Source organism: Sphingobium soli (assembly GCF_020782245.1).
Lineage (GTDB): Bacteria > Pseudomonadota > Alphaproteobacteria > Sphingomonadales > Sphingomonadaceae > Sphingobium > Sphingobium soli.
Genome location: NZ_JAJGNP010000002.1, coordinates 157,430 through 174,808 on the forward strand (window position 1 = coordinate 157,430; position 17,379 = coordinate 174,808).

The window sequence follows — 17,379 nt, forward strand, 5'->3', positions numbered from 1 at the left end:
GCCGCCTGTTTGCGCCGGGGTACGGGCGATGGCAAGGCGCCTGCCTCTAGTGGACATAAAATGGCCGGTCAAGCGTTATTTGCGTAATAAAGTTGCTAGTTCATCGACTATATTGTCATCTAAATATCGTTCTTCACGTTGCCAGCCCTCCGGTGGCTGGTGTGCGAACCAGGTATATTGCCGTTTGGCATATTGGCGCGTGGCGCGTTGGCCGCGCTCGATCATGGTGCCGCGGTCCATGTCGCCGTTCAGCCATGCTGCGATGTCCGGCACGCCGATCGCGCGCATCACCGGCAAAGCAGGATCAAGGTTGCGCGCGAGCAACGCCTCCACTTCCGCCACTGCACCCTGATCGAGCATCTGAACGAACCGCCGATCACACCGGTCGATCAGCCACGGGCGAGGTGGCAGGAGAATGAGAGGGGCGAGGGCGATACGATCGCCGATGCCGCCGATTTTGTGCGCCTGCCATGCCTTGAGCGTGCGCCCGGTCGAGCGGATCACTTCAAGCGCACGGGCGACGCGCGTTGTGTCTGCCGGCGCCAGACGGGCTGCTGCCTGCGGGTCTTCCTGGCGCAGCGCTTCATGCGCCTGCGCCACGGGCAGGGCGCGGACGGTAGCGCGAATGTCGGGATCAATGTCCGGCACGGGCGCGATCCCGTCGAGCAGGGTGCGCAGATAGAGGCCGGTGCCGCCGACGAGGATCGGGAGTTTGCCCTGGTCATGGGCCGCGTCGATTTCCGCGCGCGCGTCGGCTGCCCAGCGCGCCGCCGAGCAGGCCTCCCCGCCGTCGATATGGCCGAACAAGCGGTGAGGCACATCGGCCATTTCCTCTGGCGATGGGCGGGCAGACAGGATGGAGAGGTCGGCATAGACCTGGCTGGCGTCGGCATTGATGACCACGCCATCGGCGCTATGGGCGAGGCGAATGGCGAGCGCGCTCTTGCCGCTGGCGGTCGGCCCGGCAATAAGCGCCACCCGTGGGCGGGATTCGCCGCTGCCTGTTTCTGGTTCGGGAGTAAGCATGTTCGTCGCGACCTTAGTGGCTAGTGGCTCGATGGGGCAGGGGGATATTGCCGAAGCTGCCGATCGGCTGCGCGATGCAGGCTGCGCGCCCAGCGATTGCTGCTGGCTGGACACGGACAAGGCGGCCGACCTGTTCTTCGCAGCTGATCCAGCCGCTGCGCGCGCTGCGCTGGCTGGCATGGGCGCCCATATCGACCTTATCGTCCAAGCGAGCCAGACGCGGGCCAAGGCCTTGCTGATCGCTGACATGGATTCGACCATGATCACGGTCGAGTGTATCGACGAATTGGCCGACTATGCGGGGATCAAGCCGCAGATTGCCGACATTACCGAGCGGGCGATGCGCGGCGAACTGGACTTTGCCGGCGCGCTGCATGAGCGGGTGGCGTTGCTGAAAGGTCTGCTCGACAGCGCCATCGATCAATGCCGTGCGGAGCGCGTGCGGGTCATGCCCGGTGCGAAGGCGCTGGTGCGCACGATGAAAGCGCGGGGGGCGCGGACATTGCTGGTGTCGGGCGGGTTTACGCGCTTTACCGGCCCGGTCGCGGCTGAGATCGGGTTCGATGCGCATGTCGCCAATGTGCTGGAAATCGCCGATGGGGCATTGCTGGGGACGGTTGAGACGCCAATCGTCGATGCGGCGCGCAAGCGGGCGGAACTGGATGCTGCCATTGCGCAGGGCGTCGAGCGGGAGCTGACTCTGGCGGTGGGCGATGGCGCCAATGATATCCCGATGATACAGGGCGCGGGATTGGGCGTGGCCTATCATGCCAAGCCCAAGACGCGGGAGGCCGCTGCGGCCGAAATCGTCCATGGGGATCTGTCGGTGCTGCTCTATGCGCAAGGCATCGCGTCGGAGCATTGGGTGGTCGCGTAGGTGGCTCAGCCTTTGGGGAATGGCGATGAGGGCCGTTCATTGGCCCAAGCCGGACAGCATCCACACCGCCATGGCAATCATCATCAGATTTTCGGTCAGGGATACAAAGCCCAGCGGCACAGTGCTGCTGCCCCCGACGCAGGCGCATTTGAGTTCCCGCTTGTCGATGTAGACAGCCTTGAAAACCGATAGCGCGCCGACCCCGCCGATGAAGAGCGCGACCGGAATGGCCAGCCAGTCCAGCAGGCGCGTGAGCATCAGCAGCCCCGCGCCCAGTTCAAGAAACGGATAGAGCAGCCCATAGGGCGGCAGGCGGCGTGCCAGCAGGTCATAGTTCAGGAACATGGTGGAAAATCGGCCGACATCCTGCAATTTCAGCATGGCGAGCAGGACCATGGCGATGGCTATGAACCGTTCGGCCGTCACCGAGGACAGCAGGGGCAGGACGGTCAGCCAATTGACCGCCAGCGTCAGCAGTCCCGCTATCGCAAAAGTGGCGAGCACGGGCACATAGCTTGAAGCATTGGGACTACGCACTTTGAGGCCCAGGTAACGCCGCAGGTCGTCATGGCCGCCGATCCGCTGGCCGTCGATGAAGGTCTGGGGCGTGGTCTTGACGCCGTGCTTCGCCTTGAAGGCATCGGTTTGTTCGCGGGTTTGGAGCCAATGATCCTCGACCCGATAGCCATGACGTTTCAGCAACCAGCGGGATTTTATGCCATAGGGGCAAATGTGGCTGGGCATCACCATGCGATAAAGGCTCGCGGTTTTGGGCTGGGTCTGGGCCATGGCGCATCCTTGCATTGAGAGGGGATGGATGCTCTCCATATAGGGTCCGTACCATGGTACGGAGTCAAGGCATGCGTGAAACGATTTCCGGACTCGCTCGATCGGCCGGCGTCAATGTCGAAACAGTGCGTTACTATCAGCGGCGCGGGCTGATCGCGACGCCGCCGCGCGGCGAGGGCGTGCGGCGCTATGGCGCGGAGGATGTACGGCGACTGGGCTTCATCCGGTCCGCGCAGGCGGCTGGTTTCACGCTCGATGAAATAGCGGAATTGCTGGAACTGGACGCCGGGCAGGATCGGGCGCGGGCGCGCGAATTGGCCGCTGAGCGGATCGCTGCGCTGGACGCCAGGATCACTGCGTTGCAGCAAGCGCGGTCCGCGCTGGAGCGGCTTGCCAGGCAATGCCGCGAAACGGACGAGGGGCCGTGCCCGATCCTCACGGCGTTCGAAGCATGAGGGAATGGGAGCGGCCCGTAAGGCGGCTATTCCAGTCCCGCGACCAGCCCGTCGATCGCGCCCTGAAGGATGTAGCTGGCGGCAAGTTTATCCACCAATTCGTCGCGCCGCGCGCGGCTGGCATCGGCTTCCAGCAGGGTGCGGGTGACAGCCTGTGTTGACCAGCGTTCGTCCCAGAGCAGGATGGGCAACCCAAGATCGGCGATATTGTGCGCAAAGGCGCGGCTGGCCTGCGCGCGCGGGGAAAAGCTGCCATCGAGGTTGAGCGGCAGGCCGATGACGACACCTTTCACCTGCTGCTGGTCGATGAAGGCGGCAAGGCCGATCTTGTCCTTGCCGAATTTGCCGCGGGTAACGGTGTAGGCCGGGCTGGCAATCGTCCATGCCGCGTCGCAGAGCGCAAGGCCGATGGTCTTGGTCCCTACATCCATCCCGATCAGCCGACCGCCATGGGGCAGCGCCTGCCGGAAAGCCACGCGATCAATCGTCACCAAGGTCATGGTGATGCCTGTGTCACCGATCGCGGCGAATGTCACTCTCCCCGAAAGGCGGACAGCCTTTTCCGGGCGTCCTCCCGCACATTGCTCCAGAACAGGCTGTAGTCATAGACATGGTAATTATTCCCCGGCAGGGTGAATGGCCCCATGTCCACAGGTTCGCCGATCATGAGCACGCCGCTGGTGTCGCAGCGTGCCGGCACGATGCCGGGTATCAACCTGGGCGGCTGTCCTTCCTCGCGCGCGTCGAGCGTTCCCTTGTTGGCGCTGGCCGGAGCTTGTCCGTTGAAGGCGCCGGTAATGGGGTTGGTGCAGAGCATGTGCGTGCCCTTGCGCGGGCGGCCGGTGTAGCCGTCCTTGCGCTCGAAACTTTCGACCACGGCGGACGGATCAGCCGGTTCGGCATAGCTTTGCCAACTGACGATGCAATGCGCCTGGTCGCGGCGGGCGCAGGCGGGCAGGCCGAGAGCGGGCAGGTCCGCCTCTACGGAAACCGGCCAGCCCACCACATAGGCAGCGACGATCCGGTCTGCGGTCGGTGTGCCGGCGATTTCATTCCGCAGCAATTCCAGCAGGTGACGTGAGCCCTGGCTATGCGCGGCGAGGATCAGCGGACCTTGGGGATTGGCTTTGAGGAAAGCCGCGAAGGCCTGGCGCACGTCACCATAGGCCGCCGCCAGCGCCTTGTCGCCTTCCGGCCCCTGGGTCAGGAAGGCGCCATAATTGGCCTGGCGATAGCGCGGCGCCCAGATTTCGCCCGCGCCGTTGAAGGCGCTGGCCTGGCTGGCGACGAAGCGGCGGGCGGTGGCGTTGGCCTCCGCATTGTCCAGCGCAGCGTTCCAGTGCGCGCTGCCGAAGGTGGTGATGTAGCTGGTAGGATGGATGAAAAAGACTGCCGCCTGGCCCATGTCTTTCACGGCGGGGGTGCCTGCAGGCGTCCAGAGCGCCGGATTGTCCTTGACGATGTCCGGGCGCGCGATCCACATCGTCGCGTTGGCATAGGCATCGGCGGGCAGCGGCTTGAGCGGCTCGAACGGTTCGCGCGGCACCATGACGGCGCGGATCAGCGCATTTCCCCAGAGCGCATAGACCGCGCTCGCGCCGATCGCCAGCACGACCAACGCCGCGACGACATAGAGGAATTTACGCGCCACCCTTTTTCTCTCCGCCCTTTGGGAACGTGCCGTTCCCATGCCGCCTCATGTCTGGCGCAATGGCGGCACCCGCGCAAGAGGCGCGAAAGCCGCTTGATGGCGGGCGGTGCCGATGGTAGCGGCGGACCATGTCGATAGACCTTCAGACCGTGAAAAAGATCGCCAGCCTGTCGCGCATTTCGGTGACCGATACCGAAGCGGAGGCGATGGTGCCTGAACTCAACAACATTCTTGGCTGGGTGGAGCAGCTGGGTGAGGTGGACGTGTCCGGCGTCGAGCCGATGACGGCCGTCATCCCCAATCACCAGCGCCTGCGCGACGACGTCGTCACCGACGGAAATGTGCGCGACAAGGTGCTGGCTAATGCTCCGCAGGCCGAACATGGCTTCTTCGCGGTGCCCAAGGTGATCGAATAGCACAATCCTGAATTGCCCTCCGCCCTGAGCTTGTCGAAGGGCTGCACGTTTCTACAAGAAGGACTGGGCTTCGACAGGCTCAGCCCGAACGGGGTTAGAATTTTGACTGATCTGACTGATCTCACCGTAGCTGAAATCCGAAACGGCTTTCGTGGCGGCGATTTTTCGGCGCGCGAAGTGGCGGAGGCGTTCAATGCCAATGTCACCGCGGCCAAGGCGTTGAACGCATTCATCGTCGAGACGCCTGAAAAGGCGCTGGAGGCGGCCGATGCTGCCGACAAGGCGAAGGCCGCGGGCGACTCCCTGGGCGCGTTGGCCGGCGTGCCCATCGGCATGAAGGACCTGTTCTGCACGCAGGGCGTCCAGACCACGGCGGCGAGCCATATGTTGGAAGGCTTCGTGCCGACCTACGAGTCGACGGTGTCTGGCAAGCTGTGGGCGGCGGGCGCGGGGATGCTGGGCAAGCTGAACCTCGACCAGTTCGCCATGGGATCGTCCAACGAGACGAGCTATTATGGCAATGTCATCTCGCCCTGGCGGCGGGCCAAAACAGATGGGGGCAGGGGCGACAATGCGGCGCTGGCTCCCGGTGGCTCTTCGGGCGGTTCATCGTCGGCGATCGCGGCGCGGCTTTGCCCGGCGGCAACCGGCACCGACACGGGCGGTTCGATCCGCCAGCCGGCGGCCTTCACCGGTATTTCGGGTATCAAGCCGACCTATGGTCGCTGCTCGCGCTGGGGCATCGTGGCGTTCGCGTCATCGCTGGATCAAGCTGGGCCGATGGCGCGGACGGTGCGCGACAATGCGATTTTGCTGGAGGTGATGTCGGGCTTCGATCCCAAGGATTCGACGTCGCTCGACCTACCCGTTCCGCAGTGGGAAGCCAATCTGTCGAGCGACCTGAAAGGCAAGACCGTCGGTATCCCGAAGGAATATCGCCCCGACGGCCTGAACGCGGAAATTTCCGCCCTGTGGGATCGCGGCATCGAGTGGCTGAAGGATGCAGGCGCGCAAGTGGTCGAAGTGTCGCTGCCGCATACCAAATATGCGCTGCCGACCTATTATATCATCGCGCCTGCCGAAGCGTCGTCCAATCTCGCCCGCTATGACGGCGTGCGCTATGGCCAGCGCGATTTGCCCGACGGGGCGGGCTTGCAGGACATGTATGCCGCGACCCGCGCCGCCGGTTTCGGACCGGAGGTGAAGCGCCGCATCATGATCGGCACCTATGTGCTGTCGGCCGGCTTCTACGACGCCTATTACACTCAGGCGCAGAAGGTCCGGGCGCTGATCGCGCGCGATTTCGAGCTGGCGTTCGAAAAGTGCGACCTGCTGCTGACGCCGACCGCGCCGAGTGCCTCCTTCGCGCTGGGCGAGAAGCAGGCCGACCCGCTGGCCATGTATCTGAACGACGTCTTCACCGTGCCGGCCTCGCTGGTCGGTCTGCCGGCGATGGCGATTCCGGGCGGGCTGGATTCGGCGGGCCTGCCGATCGGCCTGCAGGTGATCGGCAAGGCGCTGGACGAACAGACCGTGCTGAACGCCAGCCTCGCCATCGAGGAACGGGCCGGCTTCACCGCGCGGCCGGACAAGTGGTGGTAAGATGACCTTCCTAGAACTGGTGGGGGAACTTGTCGATTTGCTTAGTTCCTTCACTGTTTCTGGGAAACAGCGATATCAGCGTAAGGATGATCGACCAGCCAGGCGGCGGAAGATCGTCATTGCTACCGCGGAAGCGACAACGGATCGCCCCAGGACCAGTCTGTGGGGCAAGGGTCGCCGAAGCAGAGGTCGGATCGCTCCGACAGAAATTGATGGGCAAGAAGCGAAATGACTGAATCAACCTATCGTATCCAGGGCGCAACCGGCGAGTGGGAGGTCGTGATCGGCCTGGAGGTCCATGCGCAGGTGACGTCGAACGCGAAGCTGTTTTCCGGCGCGGCAACCGCGTTCGGGGCAGAGCCGAATACACAGGTTAGCCTGGTCGATGCGGCGATGCCCGGCATGTTGCCTGTCCCCAACCGCGAGTGCATCCGTCAGGCAGTCCGCACCGGCATGGCGATCGACGCGCAGATCAACAAATGGTCGCGCTTCGACCGCAAGAATTATTTCTACGCGGATCTGCCGCAGGGCTATCAGATCAGCCAGCTCTATCACCCGATCGTGGGCGAGGGGCAGATCGAGATCGTCCTGGACGAGAAGAACCCCGAGGCGAGCACCAAGGTGATCGGCGTCGAGCGCATCCATGTCGAGCAGGATGCCGGCAAGCTGATGCACGACCAGCATCCCACCAGCTCCTATGTCGACCTCAACCGGTCGGGCGTGGCGCTGATGGAAATCGTGTCGAAGCCGGATATGCGTTCGCCTGCCGAAGCAGGGGCTTATCTCTCGAAGCTGCGAACCATTCTTCGCTATGTCGGTTCGTGCGACGGCAATATGGACCAGGGGTCGATGCGCGCCGACGTCAACGTCTCCGTGCGTCGTCCGGGCGAGGCATTCGGCACCCGTACCGAGACCAAGAATGTGAACTCGGTCCGTTTCGTGATGGCCGTGGTCGAGCATGAGGCGAACCGCCAGGTCGACGTCCTGGAAGCCGGCGGCAAGATCGTGCAGGAAACGCGCCTCTATGATCCGGATCGCAACGAGACCCGTTCGATGCGGTCGAAGGAAGATGCGCACGACTATCGCTACTTCCCCGATCCCGACCTGCTGCCGCTGGAACTGGACGATGCCTTCCTGGAGGAATGCCGCCAGTCGCTGCCGGAACTGCCCGATGCCAAGCGCGCGCGTTATGTGAACGATCTAGGCTTGTCCGCCTATAATGCGACGACCCTGACCGCCGACGCCGACACTGCGCGCTGGTTCGAGGCGCTGCTGGCGCAAGGCGCGCGCATCCAGAAGAAGAGCGAGGGCGAGGTCGCTAAGGCTTCGGCCAACTGGCTTTTGTCGGAACTTTATGGTGCGCTCAATCGCCTGGGCAAATCGCTGGACGAAAGCCCGGTTGGGCCGGAGGAAGGCGCGGAACTGCTGGCGCTGGTGGCGGATGGCACGATCAGCGGCACCATCGCCAAGCAGGTGTTCGAGATCATGCTGGAAACGGGCGCGCGCGCGCCGGCGATCGTCGAGGAAAAGGGCCTCAAGCAGACGTCCGACACGGGTGCGATCGAGGCCGCGGTTGCCAAGGTGCTGGCCGACAATGCGGACAAGGTCGCCCAGTATAAGGGTGGCAAGGAAGCATTGTTCGGCTTCTTCGTCGGCCAGACGATGAAAGCGATGCAGGGCAAGGCTAATCCCCAGGTCGTCAACGAACTGGTGAAGAAGGGGCTGGCTGGCTAGCCCGCGCGCTCGAAAAAATGACGGCAGAGGGGCGTTCGGACGAACGCCCCTTTTTTGTTCATAGGGATGGCCAAAAAAAGAAGGGGCGCCACCGGGGGGACCGGCGACGCCCCTCTTTATGTTCGGCGCCCTTGGGGAGGGTTTGCTGCCGAAGCGGAAGCGGCGGACCGGGAGGGTCTGTGGGGTGTGGCCCACCGCTTCAATGGTCAGACGTCACAGGACGAAATTAACCGTCGCGCGAAATGAGATGGCGACATGATTTTGTTGTTCCTCCGCGCCAAATTCTCCGCCGACGCGGAACGTGTCCGTGCCGCCATAGAGGCGCGCGCGGCCGGTCCAGCCATTGGTGCGATCTTCCGCCACCAGCGTGAACTGGTCGCCATCCTTGAAATAGGCGGTGGTGTCGCCGAGCGATCCGCCAATAATCTGACGCCGGCCGCCTTCCAGCTCCAGCCTGACCCAGCCGTCGGCAGGGTTCAGGCTGCCGAAATCATAACCGGCCGTGATCGTGCCATTGGCGGTGGTCTCGTCGCTCGTGCGATCGAGCACCGTCAAGTTGAAGGCATCGCCGCCGCCGGTTTCGGCATAGCCATCTTCCTTGAGGCGATAATAGTCGATCCCTACCGCCGGACGCAGGCTGAACCGGTTGAACTGTAACTGGTAGGACAGGCCGGCAGTCGCCGAGTAGAGATCGCCATCCCATTCACCGTCAGCGGTGCGCGTCACGTCACCATTTTCGAAATGGCGGGTGCCCGAAAAATTGATCTTCGCAGCCGACAGGCGGGCAAAGGCCAGCAACGGGCCCCATTGACCCCGCCAGTGCGCCGCCAGCTCATATTGATCGGAGTCCACGGCATTGTTCGAACTGCCGCTGGAATCGCTGCCGTGAATATAGGCGAAGGATCCCCCGAAGGCGCCCAGACCCGTCAGATATTCGACGCCGCCGCCAGCGCCCCAGCCGTTGATGTCATAGGATGCCGTGCTGCCAACGCTCTTTGCGCTGCCGAAGGCGACCTGTTGCAGCCAGAAGCCCAGCCGCCCGTCCTTCGTGCGGTAGATGCCGTTGGGATCGGAGAGAATGCGGGCGGTCGCGCGCGATCCCGACGTGACGGCTTCAAACGTGCCGCCGGCATGATCGGGTAGCATCTGGCGCAAATTGGCGTTCAGCGTACTGCCGTCCGATATGCCGAGATAGGCGTCGGCAATGTCGCTGTCATTATCGAGCGCGTTGAAGATGGCGTCATAGGCGCGGGCCGTTGAGCCGCTCAGCCCCAGTTCCGACACGCTTTTGGCCGCGATCGACAGGGTGACGGTGCCGGCAGAATTATCGCCAGTCACACTGCCCTTGAAAATATAGGGCAGCAGGGTTTCGGTATCGAATGCCGGAGCGCCGTTCAGCGATCCTGCCCGGACGATGACATAGTCGCCCTCCGACCCGCCGACCTGCGCCAGATTGACCTTGACCTGCGATCCGCTGGCGAAGCTGGCGGCCCCTGATACGTCGTAGAGCGTACTGGTGCCCTTGTCCGCATCAATGGTAACACCGATGGTCGATGTGCCATTGGCAGCGAGCGAGTTCAGCGCGATCGTCCCGCCATTGGTGGCGTTCAGCGTGCCGCCGTTCAGCACCACGTCGATGCCGCCGGCATTGTTGATCGCACCGGACAGGCTGGATGTGCCTCCCATCGTCAGCGTGCCGCTGCCTCCGCCGAAATCGATTGCGCCGACAATAGCGGCGGTGTCAGACAGGGTAAGGCTGGCTGAACCTGTGCCGAAGCTGGTGTCGCCGGTCAGCCTGGACGCCCCGGAGAGGGAAAGACCGTCGTTTCCGCCACCTAGTGCCAGGTCGCCAGTGATGGTGCCAGCCGAGACCGTGACGTTATCGTTACCAGAGCCGAGGCGAATGTCCCCGGTGATTTGAGGCGCTTTGGCAGTTTCGCTGGCAAGCGACTGGGACAATGTGACGCCACTGCTATTGGCGCTCATGTCGATTGCGATGTTGGTCGCGCCGCCGCTGGCGGTAATCGCACCAGTATTCTTGAGGCTGGACACCGTGCCCGAGGAATCCAGGATTGCGATAGCCGTCCCCTTTTCATCGTCGAGCGCAGCCGCCGCTACCGTCCCACCGACCACAAGATTGCTGACGGTTGCGCCGGAATCGATGACAAGACCGCGAGCAGCCGTGCCTTCCTTTGACGATCCGCTGGCGCCGACGACCCCACCGATCTGAATCGTATCGGAGCGCGCGCCGGAACCCAGGCGTATGGCGGTGGCGTTGCTGTCATAGGAAACCGCGCCGATGCTGCCATTGACCAAAACGCCCTTCGCAATGTCGACATTGCTTCCCAGCCCGCCGATGACGAGGCCATTGGCGTCGACCCCGTCATAGATGCCATAGCCGGCGATGGTTCCGTTGACGATCAATCCGTAGCCCGATCCGCCCGCAGCTACAGCTCCGATCATCGTGTCCGTATCAGCCGCGCCGACCTGCACGGCGGCGGATGATCCGTAGGTCACGATCGACGCCGACCCTTCGGTGCTATCGGTCAGGCCGTCATCGTCGATGTCGGTGTCATCTTCGTCATCATCATCACCTGCGACCGGCGGCACGTCGAAGATAACGCCACCGCTGACATTGCCGGCGATCACGACAGCCGACCCGCCCTGAAGCAGGTCGTCCTCGTCCAGATCTTCCGTATCCGCGGGCCGGGTGGTGTAGCGATAGCCGTTGCTGACGATCGATCCCTGAATCTTCACAGCGCCATCCACATCGCCCAGCAAGGCCGCGCCGATGCTGTTTTCGCCCGTCGCGCTGATGGCGCCGCGCAAGGTGACGTCGCCGGTCACGTCGTTGGCGACAACGCCGTAGCTATTGTCGCCGACAACCGTGATCGAGCCGCTGGTCGCCCAGTCGCCTGTCAATGCGCCATCCAAGCGGATGCCGGCCGAATTATTCCCTTCAATGGAGATGGTGCCGCTATGGGAGATATCGCCGCTATGGCCCGCGCCGGATTGTACCCAGATGCCCTTTTTGTTGCTGCCTTTTGCAAAGGGGCCATCTGTGTCCCCGTCGTCATCATCGTCCTTGGCGGTATAGTCCTCCGTCAGCGTGATCGTGCCGCTATTGGTGATATCGCCGGTCGTGCCGGGCGCGACCAGGATACCGGTGACGTTATCCGCGTCGTTGATGGTGATCGTTCCCCCGTTCGAAACGTCATTATTGCTGTCCACCGTCACCGCGGTCCCGCTGGTCAGCGTAATCGACCCGGCGGATGTGATGGTGATGTCGTCGGCCGATCCGCTAGCCACGGTCGATGTCCGGGCAGGCGCGGTGGTTGCGGACGTAATCTTGGTTTCTGCCGCCGCGTCCGTGCCGGCTAGTGCCGCCAGAACCGGGGCGATGGCCGTACAGGCCAAAAGATGTCGCATGATGTCTCCTCTGCGTGCCGCGCTGCAATTATTCTGAAAGGCGCGCGTGCGCATGGGACGTCGCCGGGCCGTGCTTCCCGTCCGGCGCTGCGACGAATGGATATTCAGGCGATCGTCAAAAGGCGAAATCGATCCCTAAACGCACGGTGCGCGGCCGCAGCGGCGTGTAATAGTCTGACCGCAAATCGAACGGCGTGCCGAGCGAAAAGCGATTGCCATCGCTGTCGAGCAGGTTGGTGAGCGATAGCGAATATTGCAGGGGCCCACGCCGGAGACTGGTGGTCAGGCTGGTGTCGATATAATCGCCCTGCGTCTGCCCCAATATCGGTCCGACGCCCAGTCTGGATTTTCCGACATAGCGCGCAGCGCCATTGACATGAAGGTCCGTGTCGCCGGCCAAGGCTATCCGATAATCGGCCGCCAGACGCCCCCCCAGATTGGCAACATTGGGCAGGGAAAGGGATTCGCCGTCAAAGGACAAGGCGCGTAGAAACTGCGCGGGCCGGCTGAGTTTGCTGTCATTGTAGATGAAGCTGCCGTCAAGGGTCAGCGCAGGCAGTGGTCGCAGCACGATCCTGCCTTCTATCGTATAAATCCGACCGTCCCCGATATTTGCGGTCGTCGGCAATCCGATCCGGTCGGTGACGTCGGCCTGGATATCGCGCCAGTCGGTATAGGCCACGTTGGCGCTGAGCGCGAACGGGTCGCGGCCCGGCGCGCCCTTGCGAAACCCGAGCTCGAAGGTGGAAACGCGGTCATTCTGGTATCGACGCACCCTCTGGTCATCGACAGCAAGGCCACCCGGTCGAAAACCCCGCTGAAACCTGGCGTAAAGGGTAATGTCAGGAATGGCGTCGGTCAGCAGGGAGGCGGAAGGCAGGAAGATTGTCTCGTTTCGATCCGCCTGTGCTTCGGCGCGGGCGAGGTCCGCCGACGACAGGGCGGCAATCGGGTCCAGAGCCGCGCCTGAAAGGCGGCTATTGGTCAGCCGCCCGCCGATGGTGGCGATCAGGCCCTGAACGGGCTCGAACGAGGCTTCCCCGAAAAGGGTCGCCTCTTTCACCTTGTTGCGTACCCCCGTCGCCGGCGCAGGCACGCCGCGTCCGAATACCGGCACGTTGGGGATGATTTCCGGGAGGACCGTGGCCGTGCCGAAGGAGGTCAACGATCGTTGGATGTCCGACGTGCTTTGAAGATAGGACGCGCCCAAAATCCAGCCCAATCCATTGTCGAGGTCACGCACCAGCCGGTTCTCGGTCGAGAAAATATCGACCTTGTTGTACTGGCGGAACAGGGCCGGCGCGCCTTCGGGTTGGGTGGCGTCGTAGCTTTCTGTCAGTTCATGCCGGACAAAGCCGGTCGAAGAGACAAAGCGCAAACTGTCCCACTGGAGCTCGATCCGCAGGTTGCCGAGCACGTAATCGGAGGAATAGGGCTGGGTGACGGCCGACGCACGGTCCAGGCGGCCCACAGATCGGTCGGCATATTGTGCATCGTCGCCCGCAATATGCTGGTAGACGCCATTGAGGTCGATGGTCCAGTTCTCATCCGGCGCGAAGCGCAGCGCCGTGCGGCCGCCCCAGGTTCGCACCCGGTTGACGTCATCCATGTCGCGAGTGACATCGTCGATATAGCCGCCTTCCTGAACGCCATAGCCCACCAGCCTCAATGCCAATTTCTCTGCAACGATCGGCATGTTGAGTGCCGCTGAAAGATCGCCCCCCAGATCGCCATGCTGGGTAACCGATACGCCGGCAGACATCTGGCCGCCATAGTCGCCCAGATTGGGCGCGTTGGGCATGATGCGGATGACCCCGCCCAAAGACCCGGCACCGTATAATGTGCCTTGCGGGCCCTCCAGCACCTCTACCCGGCCGACATCATAGAGTTTGAGGTCGGGGTCGGGAGCTGCATAGTTTAATCGCATATCACCCAGATATTGGCCCGTCGTCGCCTGGGTGGGGCCGGCAACGCCTGAATCAGCGATGGCCCGGATGAATAGCTTGTTGCGGCCATTGCCGGCGTGTGTGGAGCTGAGGCTTGCGATCCGCGCGAGCAGCGTTGCGCTGCCATTGGCGGCTTCCGCGCTGGTGAAAACACTGTTGTCGAGAGCTTCGACCATCCCTGCATAGCGGGGGAGGGGCGTGTCGCGCTTGGACGCGGTGACGATGATCTTGACCGGATCGGCCTGGGTTGCAGCTTTGGCGGCGATGGAGGACGAAGCGCGCGGACGGTAGGGTGATTGGGACCTCCCGCGCTCCAGACGCCATGTGTTCGCCGCAATGCGGCGTGCCTTGACCCCCGTTCCGTCCAGCAGTCGTTTGAGTGCCCCGTCGAGCGACATCTTCCCACTCAGGCCTTTGGTTGGCAGTCCTGCCAAGGACTGATCCGACATGCCGATGCTGACGCCGGTCTGACGGCCAAGCGCGATCGCGGCCTCGCCCAGCCGACCGGGGGCGATGCTGATCCTGTGTCTGTCCGCCGCAAGTGCGGGCGCGGTAGTCGCCAAAATGGCGGCGGTGACGAAAAGAAGGTCAGTCCTGCGGCGCATTCCCTTCCCTGGACGATGCCGGCTTCAAAACCCAAACGCCGTCCCTGGAAACGGCCGAAAGCCCCATCAATGGCGCGGCGCCCGAAAAGAAGCGTGCCGGATTCCTGTCCAGCCGGATCGTTCCTGTAAAGCGCATCGCTCCGGCAGAGGCAGTTGCCGTCACGGGAATGCCGAGCGATCGGCTGATGTCCTGGCTGATGTCGTCGATCGCGGCGTTGCTGTAGACCAGCCGTCCTTCGCGCCAACTGGCGACCGCGGCGGGCGCGACGTTCATGACGCGCAATCCTTGTGCATCGTCGGCAAGCGCCCGGCCAGCCGGTAGTGCGATCGCCTCCGCCTCCGGATTATAGATTACCTTGCCTTCGGACACGCCGATCCGGGTCGCCTTCGCCGTATGAACAATGTTGAACACCGTCCCTGCATCTTCGAACACGGCATCGCCGACGTTCACGCGGAAGGGATCACTGGCGTCGTGCCGGACGGTAAAGGCGGCCTCGCCGCGGTCCAGCGCGGCAAAGCGCATGTCGTTTCGATCGAGGCGCAGCCGCGTGTCGCCGTTCAGGTCGATCATCGTGCCGTCGTCGAGCGCAATGCGGCGGGTTTCGCCGGGGCGCGTGGTGACGCTGTAAATGTCAGCGCGATTCATCATGCCGATCGACACGGTTGCGACTAGGGCAGCGGCGACCGCCCCGCCTGCCGCCCAGCGCCATGCCACACGGCGCGGCGGCGGCGCAGCATCATTGGCGGCCAAGGGCATCGTTACCGGGTCTGCCGGAATGATGGCGTCCAAATCCGCGTCCTGCGCCATCAGCGCGTCATAGGCCAGCGCGCGCGCAGGATCGCCCTCCAGCCAGATGGTGAAGGCCTCCCAGTCGTCAAATCCAGGATCGCGCGTGCGGATCACCCACGCGAGCGCCTCCTCGTTCACCATGGCTTTAGCCCTGTTCCTATTATGCCCCTTGCTAGGCCTGACGTCGCCGACCCGCTCATTCCGTATCCATTTTCTGCTTGAGCGCGATCATTGCGCGATAGGCCTTTTGCAGGTCCTTCTCCACCGTGGTGAGGCTGACCCCCAGCTCATCGGCAATGACTTTCTGCCCGACTCCTTCGATCCGGAAGCGGCGGAAGACCAACTCGACCCTAGGCCCCAGTGCACGCAGCACGCTGCGCGCTTCGCCCAGTTGCTGGGTCAGGATCAACCGGTCGTCTACCGGGACGTCATCGGTGGGGTCAGCCATGACGCCGCCTGCGCCCCCGGCCCAATCCTGCTCGCGCCGCTCGCGGCGTGTCGATGATCGATATCGGTCGAGCATCAGATTGTTGGCCATGCGATAAAGATAGGGCAGTGGATCGGCCACCGGGCCGAGGTCCTTGGCCTCCAGCTTCATCCACATATCCTGCAACAGGTCTTCAGCGTCGTCGCCCGCGCCGCGCGCGCGCAAAAAGCGCAGCAGCGCGGCGCGGTGCGTCATGAATATCGCGGAAAGGCCGGTGGCCATGCCTGTTCTGGGTCCAATGCGTGCGATCAGGCCGGATGCCATAGAGGGGGTTGCGGGGTGTTGGCAATCGGCAAGCTGTTTACGTTGCCGCGAGCGTGCTTTAGCGCGGCAGGCTAAGGCCAGGCGATGAGGGATGCGGATGCTTGACGGGTTGGACAGGGCGGCAGCGATAGCGGCGGGCATGGATGCGGACCGACTGGATGCGCTCGTGATGTTTCTCGACCACCACTATATCCAGAGCGGCAAGCTGCCCCACATGCAGTTTTTCCTGTCGCGCGATGAGGTGCCGCTGCTATCGGTGACGCGCGGTGCGGCGCGGGTCGACGGGACCCCGCTGCACCCCGATGCCCTCTATCGCATCGCATCAATGACGAAGCCGGTCACGTCCGTTGCCTTCATGATGCTGGTGGAGCAGGCTTTGGTCGCTCTCGACACGCCGGTCACCGACGTCATCCCTGAATTTGCGGACTTGCGCGTTGGGAGCGCGAGCCAAAGCCGGCCTGCACGCCCGATGCAGATGATTGATCTTCTGCGCCATACGTCGGGCCTGACCTATGGTTTGCAGCGGCAGACCGCGATAGACGCGCGCTATCGGGAGATGGGGCTGGACGAGTTTCAGCAAAAGCGCAGCTCCGACCAGTTCATTGCCGATCTCGCGACCTTGCCGCTGGAATTTTCTCCGGGAGACAGATGGAATTATTCGGTGTCTACGGACGTGCTGGGCGTCGTGGTCGAGCGATTGACGGGAACGGACCTGCAAAGCCATTTCGAGCGCGCCATCTTCACGCCGCTGGGCATGGAAGACACCGGCTTTGTGCTGCCCGACAGCAAGACGGCGCGCATGACGGACGCCTGGCGGCTGGAGGAAAGCGGGGTGCGCGTTCCCGCCGACCTGGGTGCGCGCAGCGGCTGGCGGCGGGCCGGATGTTTCTTTTCGGGCGGCGGCGGGCTGGTGTCGAGCGTCGCCGACTATCATCGGTTCGCCCGGATGTTGCTGCGCGGTGGCGAACTCGATGGCACGCGTCTGCTGTCGGAGGAGACGGTCGCGGCGATGCGGACCAACCAGTTGCCCGGCGGCAGCGACCTGGCGGGCATGTCGAGCGCGATGTTCAGCGAGGCGGATTATCAGGATGTGGGTTTTGGCCTGGGCTTCGCCATGGGGTTGGAGAGGGGCGAATATTATTGGGGTGGTGTGTTTTCGACCTATTTCTGGATCGACCCGGTGGAACGGCTGATCGGGATATTCATGACCCAGCTTCTGCCATCCAGCGCCTATCCTGTGCGGGCGCAAATGCGCGCGGCCGTGTCCGATGCGATTGTCCGATCGTGGCGCGGCTGACGGATCAAAAG

Annotated in this window: 14 protein-coding genes; 6 read left to right on the plus strand and 8 right to left on the minus strand. The window is 63.3% G+C overall.

Features of this window, described 5'->3' with window-relative positions:
• Positions 1–75: 75 nt before the first annotated feature.
• Positions 76–1,026: a tRNA (adenosine(37)-N6)-dimethylallyltransferase MiaA gene (gene miaA / locus LL253_RS03455; RefSeq protein WP_228226217.1), complete on the minus strand. Its 951-nt coding sequence runs from the start codon at positions 1,024–1,026 to the stop codon at positions 76–78.
• Here miaA and serB point away from each other — a divergent pair.
• Positions 1,025–1,903 (plus strand): phosphoserine phosphatase SerB, encoded by an 879-nt coding sequence (gene serB, locus LL253_RS03460; RefSeq protein ID WP_228226218.1) that lies wholly within the window; start codon positions 1,025–1,027, stop codon positions 1,901–1,903. The genes miaA and serB overlap by 2 nt on opposite strands.
• Positions 1,904–1,939: 36 nt before the next feature.
• On the opposite strand, the gene LL253_RS03465 is transcribed toward serB, so the two are convergent.
• Positions 1,940–2,692 carry a MauE/DoxX family redox-associated membrane protein gene (locus tag LL253_RS03465; protein ID WP_228226219.1) on the minus strand — a complete coding sequence of 251 codons (753 nt, stop codon included), beginning with the start codon at positions 2,690–2,692 and terminating at the stop codon, positions 1,940–1,942.
• A 71-nt stretch (positions 2,693–2,763) separates the two neighbouring features.
• On the opposite strand from LL253_RS03465, the gene LL253_RS03470 reads away from it, so the two are divergent.
• Complete coding sequence (locus LL253_RS03470) at positions 2,764–3,147, plus strand: MerR family transcriptional regulator (protein ID WP_228226220.1); 384 nt, start codon at positions 2,764–2,766, stop codon at positions 3,145–3,147.
• A 26-nt stretch (positions 3,148–3,173) separates the two neighbouring features.
• Here LL253_RS03470 and ruvX read toward each other — a convergent pair whose 3' ends face one another.
• Both ruvX and LL253_RS03480 read right to left on the minus strand, forming a co-directional pair.
• Complete coding sequence (gene ruvX / locus LL253_RS03475) at positions 3,174–3,641, minus strand: Holliday junction resolvase RuvX (protein WP_198005942.1); 468 nt, start codon at positions 3,639–3,641, stop codon at positions 3,174–3,176.
• Between the two features lie 38 nt (positions 3,642–3,679).
• On the minus strand, positions 3,680–4,798 hold the full coding sequence (locus LL253_RS03480) for a DUF3089 domain-containing protein (RefSeq protein WP_228226221.1): 1,119 nt from the start codon (positions 4,796–4,798) through the stop codon (positions 3,680–3,682).
• A gap of 128 nt (positions 4,799–4,926) precedes the next feature.
• Between LL253_RS03480 and gatC the strand changes: the two genes are divergently transcribed.
• The 3 genes from gatC (at position 4,927) to gatB (ending at position 8,550) form a co-directional block, all read left to right on the plus strand.
• A complete protein-coding gene (gene gatC, locus LL253_RS03485) occupies positions 4,927–5,214 on the plus strand; it encodes an Asp-tRNA(Asn)/Glu-tRNA(Gln) amidotransferase subunit GatC (protein ID WP_009821249.1) in 288 nt (95 codons plus the stop codon).
• Between the two features lie 102 nt (positions 5,215–5,316).
• The gene (gene gatA, locus LL253_RS03490) at positions 5,317–6,816 is read left to right on the plus strand and encodes an Asp-tRNA(Asn)/Glu-tRNA(Gln) amidotransferase subunit GatA (RefSeq protein ID WP_228226222.1); all 1,500 of its coding nucleotides are present in this window, start codon (positions 5,317–5,319) and stop codon (positions 6,814–6,816) included.
• A 228-nt stretch (positions 6,817–7,044) separates the two neighbouring features.
• Positions 7,045–8,550: an Asp-tRNA(Asn)/Glu-tRNA(Gln) amidotransferase subunit GatB gene (gene gatB / locus LL253_RS03495; protein WP_009821251.1), complete on the plus strand. Its 1,506-nt coding sequence runs from the start codon at positions 7,045–7,047 to the stop codon at positions 8,548–8,550.
• Positions 8,551–8,763: 213 nt separating this feature from the next.
• Here gatB and LL253_RS03500 read toward each other — a convergent pair whose 3' ends face one another.
• From LL253_RS03500 to LL253_RS03515, 4 genes are all read right to left on the minus strand, one after another.
• A complete protein-coding gene (locus tag LL253_RS03500; protein ID WP_228226223.1) occupies positions 8,764–11,979 on the minus strand; it encodes an autotransporter outer membrane beta-barrel domain-containing protein in 3,216 nt (1,071 codons plus the stop codon).
• 115 nt (positions 11,980–12,094) lie between these two features.
• A complete protein-coding gene (locus LL253_RS03505; RefSeq protein ID WP_228226224.1) occupies positions 12,095–14,530 on the minus strand; it encodes a TonB-dependent receptor domain-containing protein in 2,436 nt (811 codons plus the stop codon).
• The gene (locus LL253_RS03510) at positions 14,514–15,461 is read right to left on the minus strand and encodes a FecR family protein (protein ID WP_228226225.1); all 948 of its coding nucleotides are present in this window, start codon (positions 15,459–15,461) and stop codon (positions 14,514–14,516) included. Before LL253_RS03510 ends, LL253_RS03505 begins: the two co-directional genes overlap by 17 nt.
• A 55-nt stretch (positions 15,462–15,516) precedes the next feature.
• Positions 15,517–16,029: an RNA polymerase sigma factor gene (locus LL253_RS03515; RefSeq protein WP_228226226.1), complete on the minus strand. Its 513-nt coding sequence runs from the start codon at positions 16,027–16,029 to the stop codon at positions 15,517–15,519.
• Positions 16,030–16,162: 133 nt separating this feature from the next.
• Here LL253_RS03515 and LL253_RS03520 point away from each other — a divergent pair, with 133 nt between their 5' ends.
• On the plus strand, positions 16,163–17,368 hold the full coding sequence (locus LL253_RS03520; RefSeq protein ID WP_228226227.1) for a serine hydrolase domain-containing protein: 1,206 nt from the start codon (positions 16,163–16,165) through the stop codon (positions 17,366–17,368).
• The last annotated feature ends 11 nt before the right edge of the window (positions 17,369–17,379 follow it).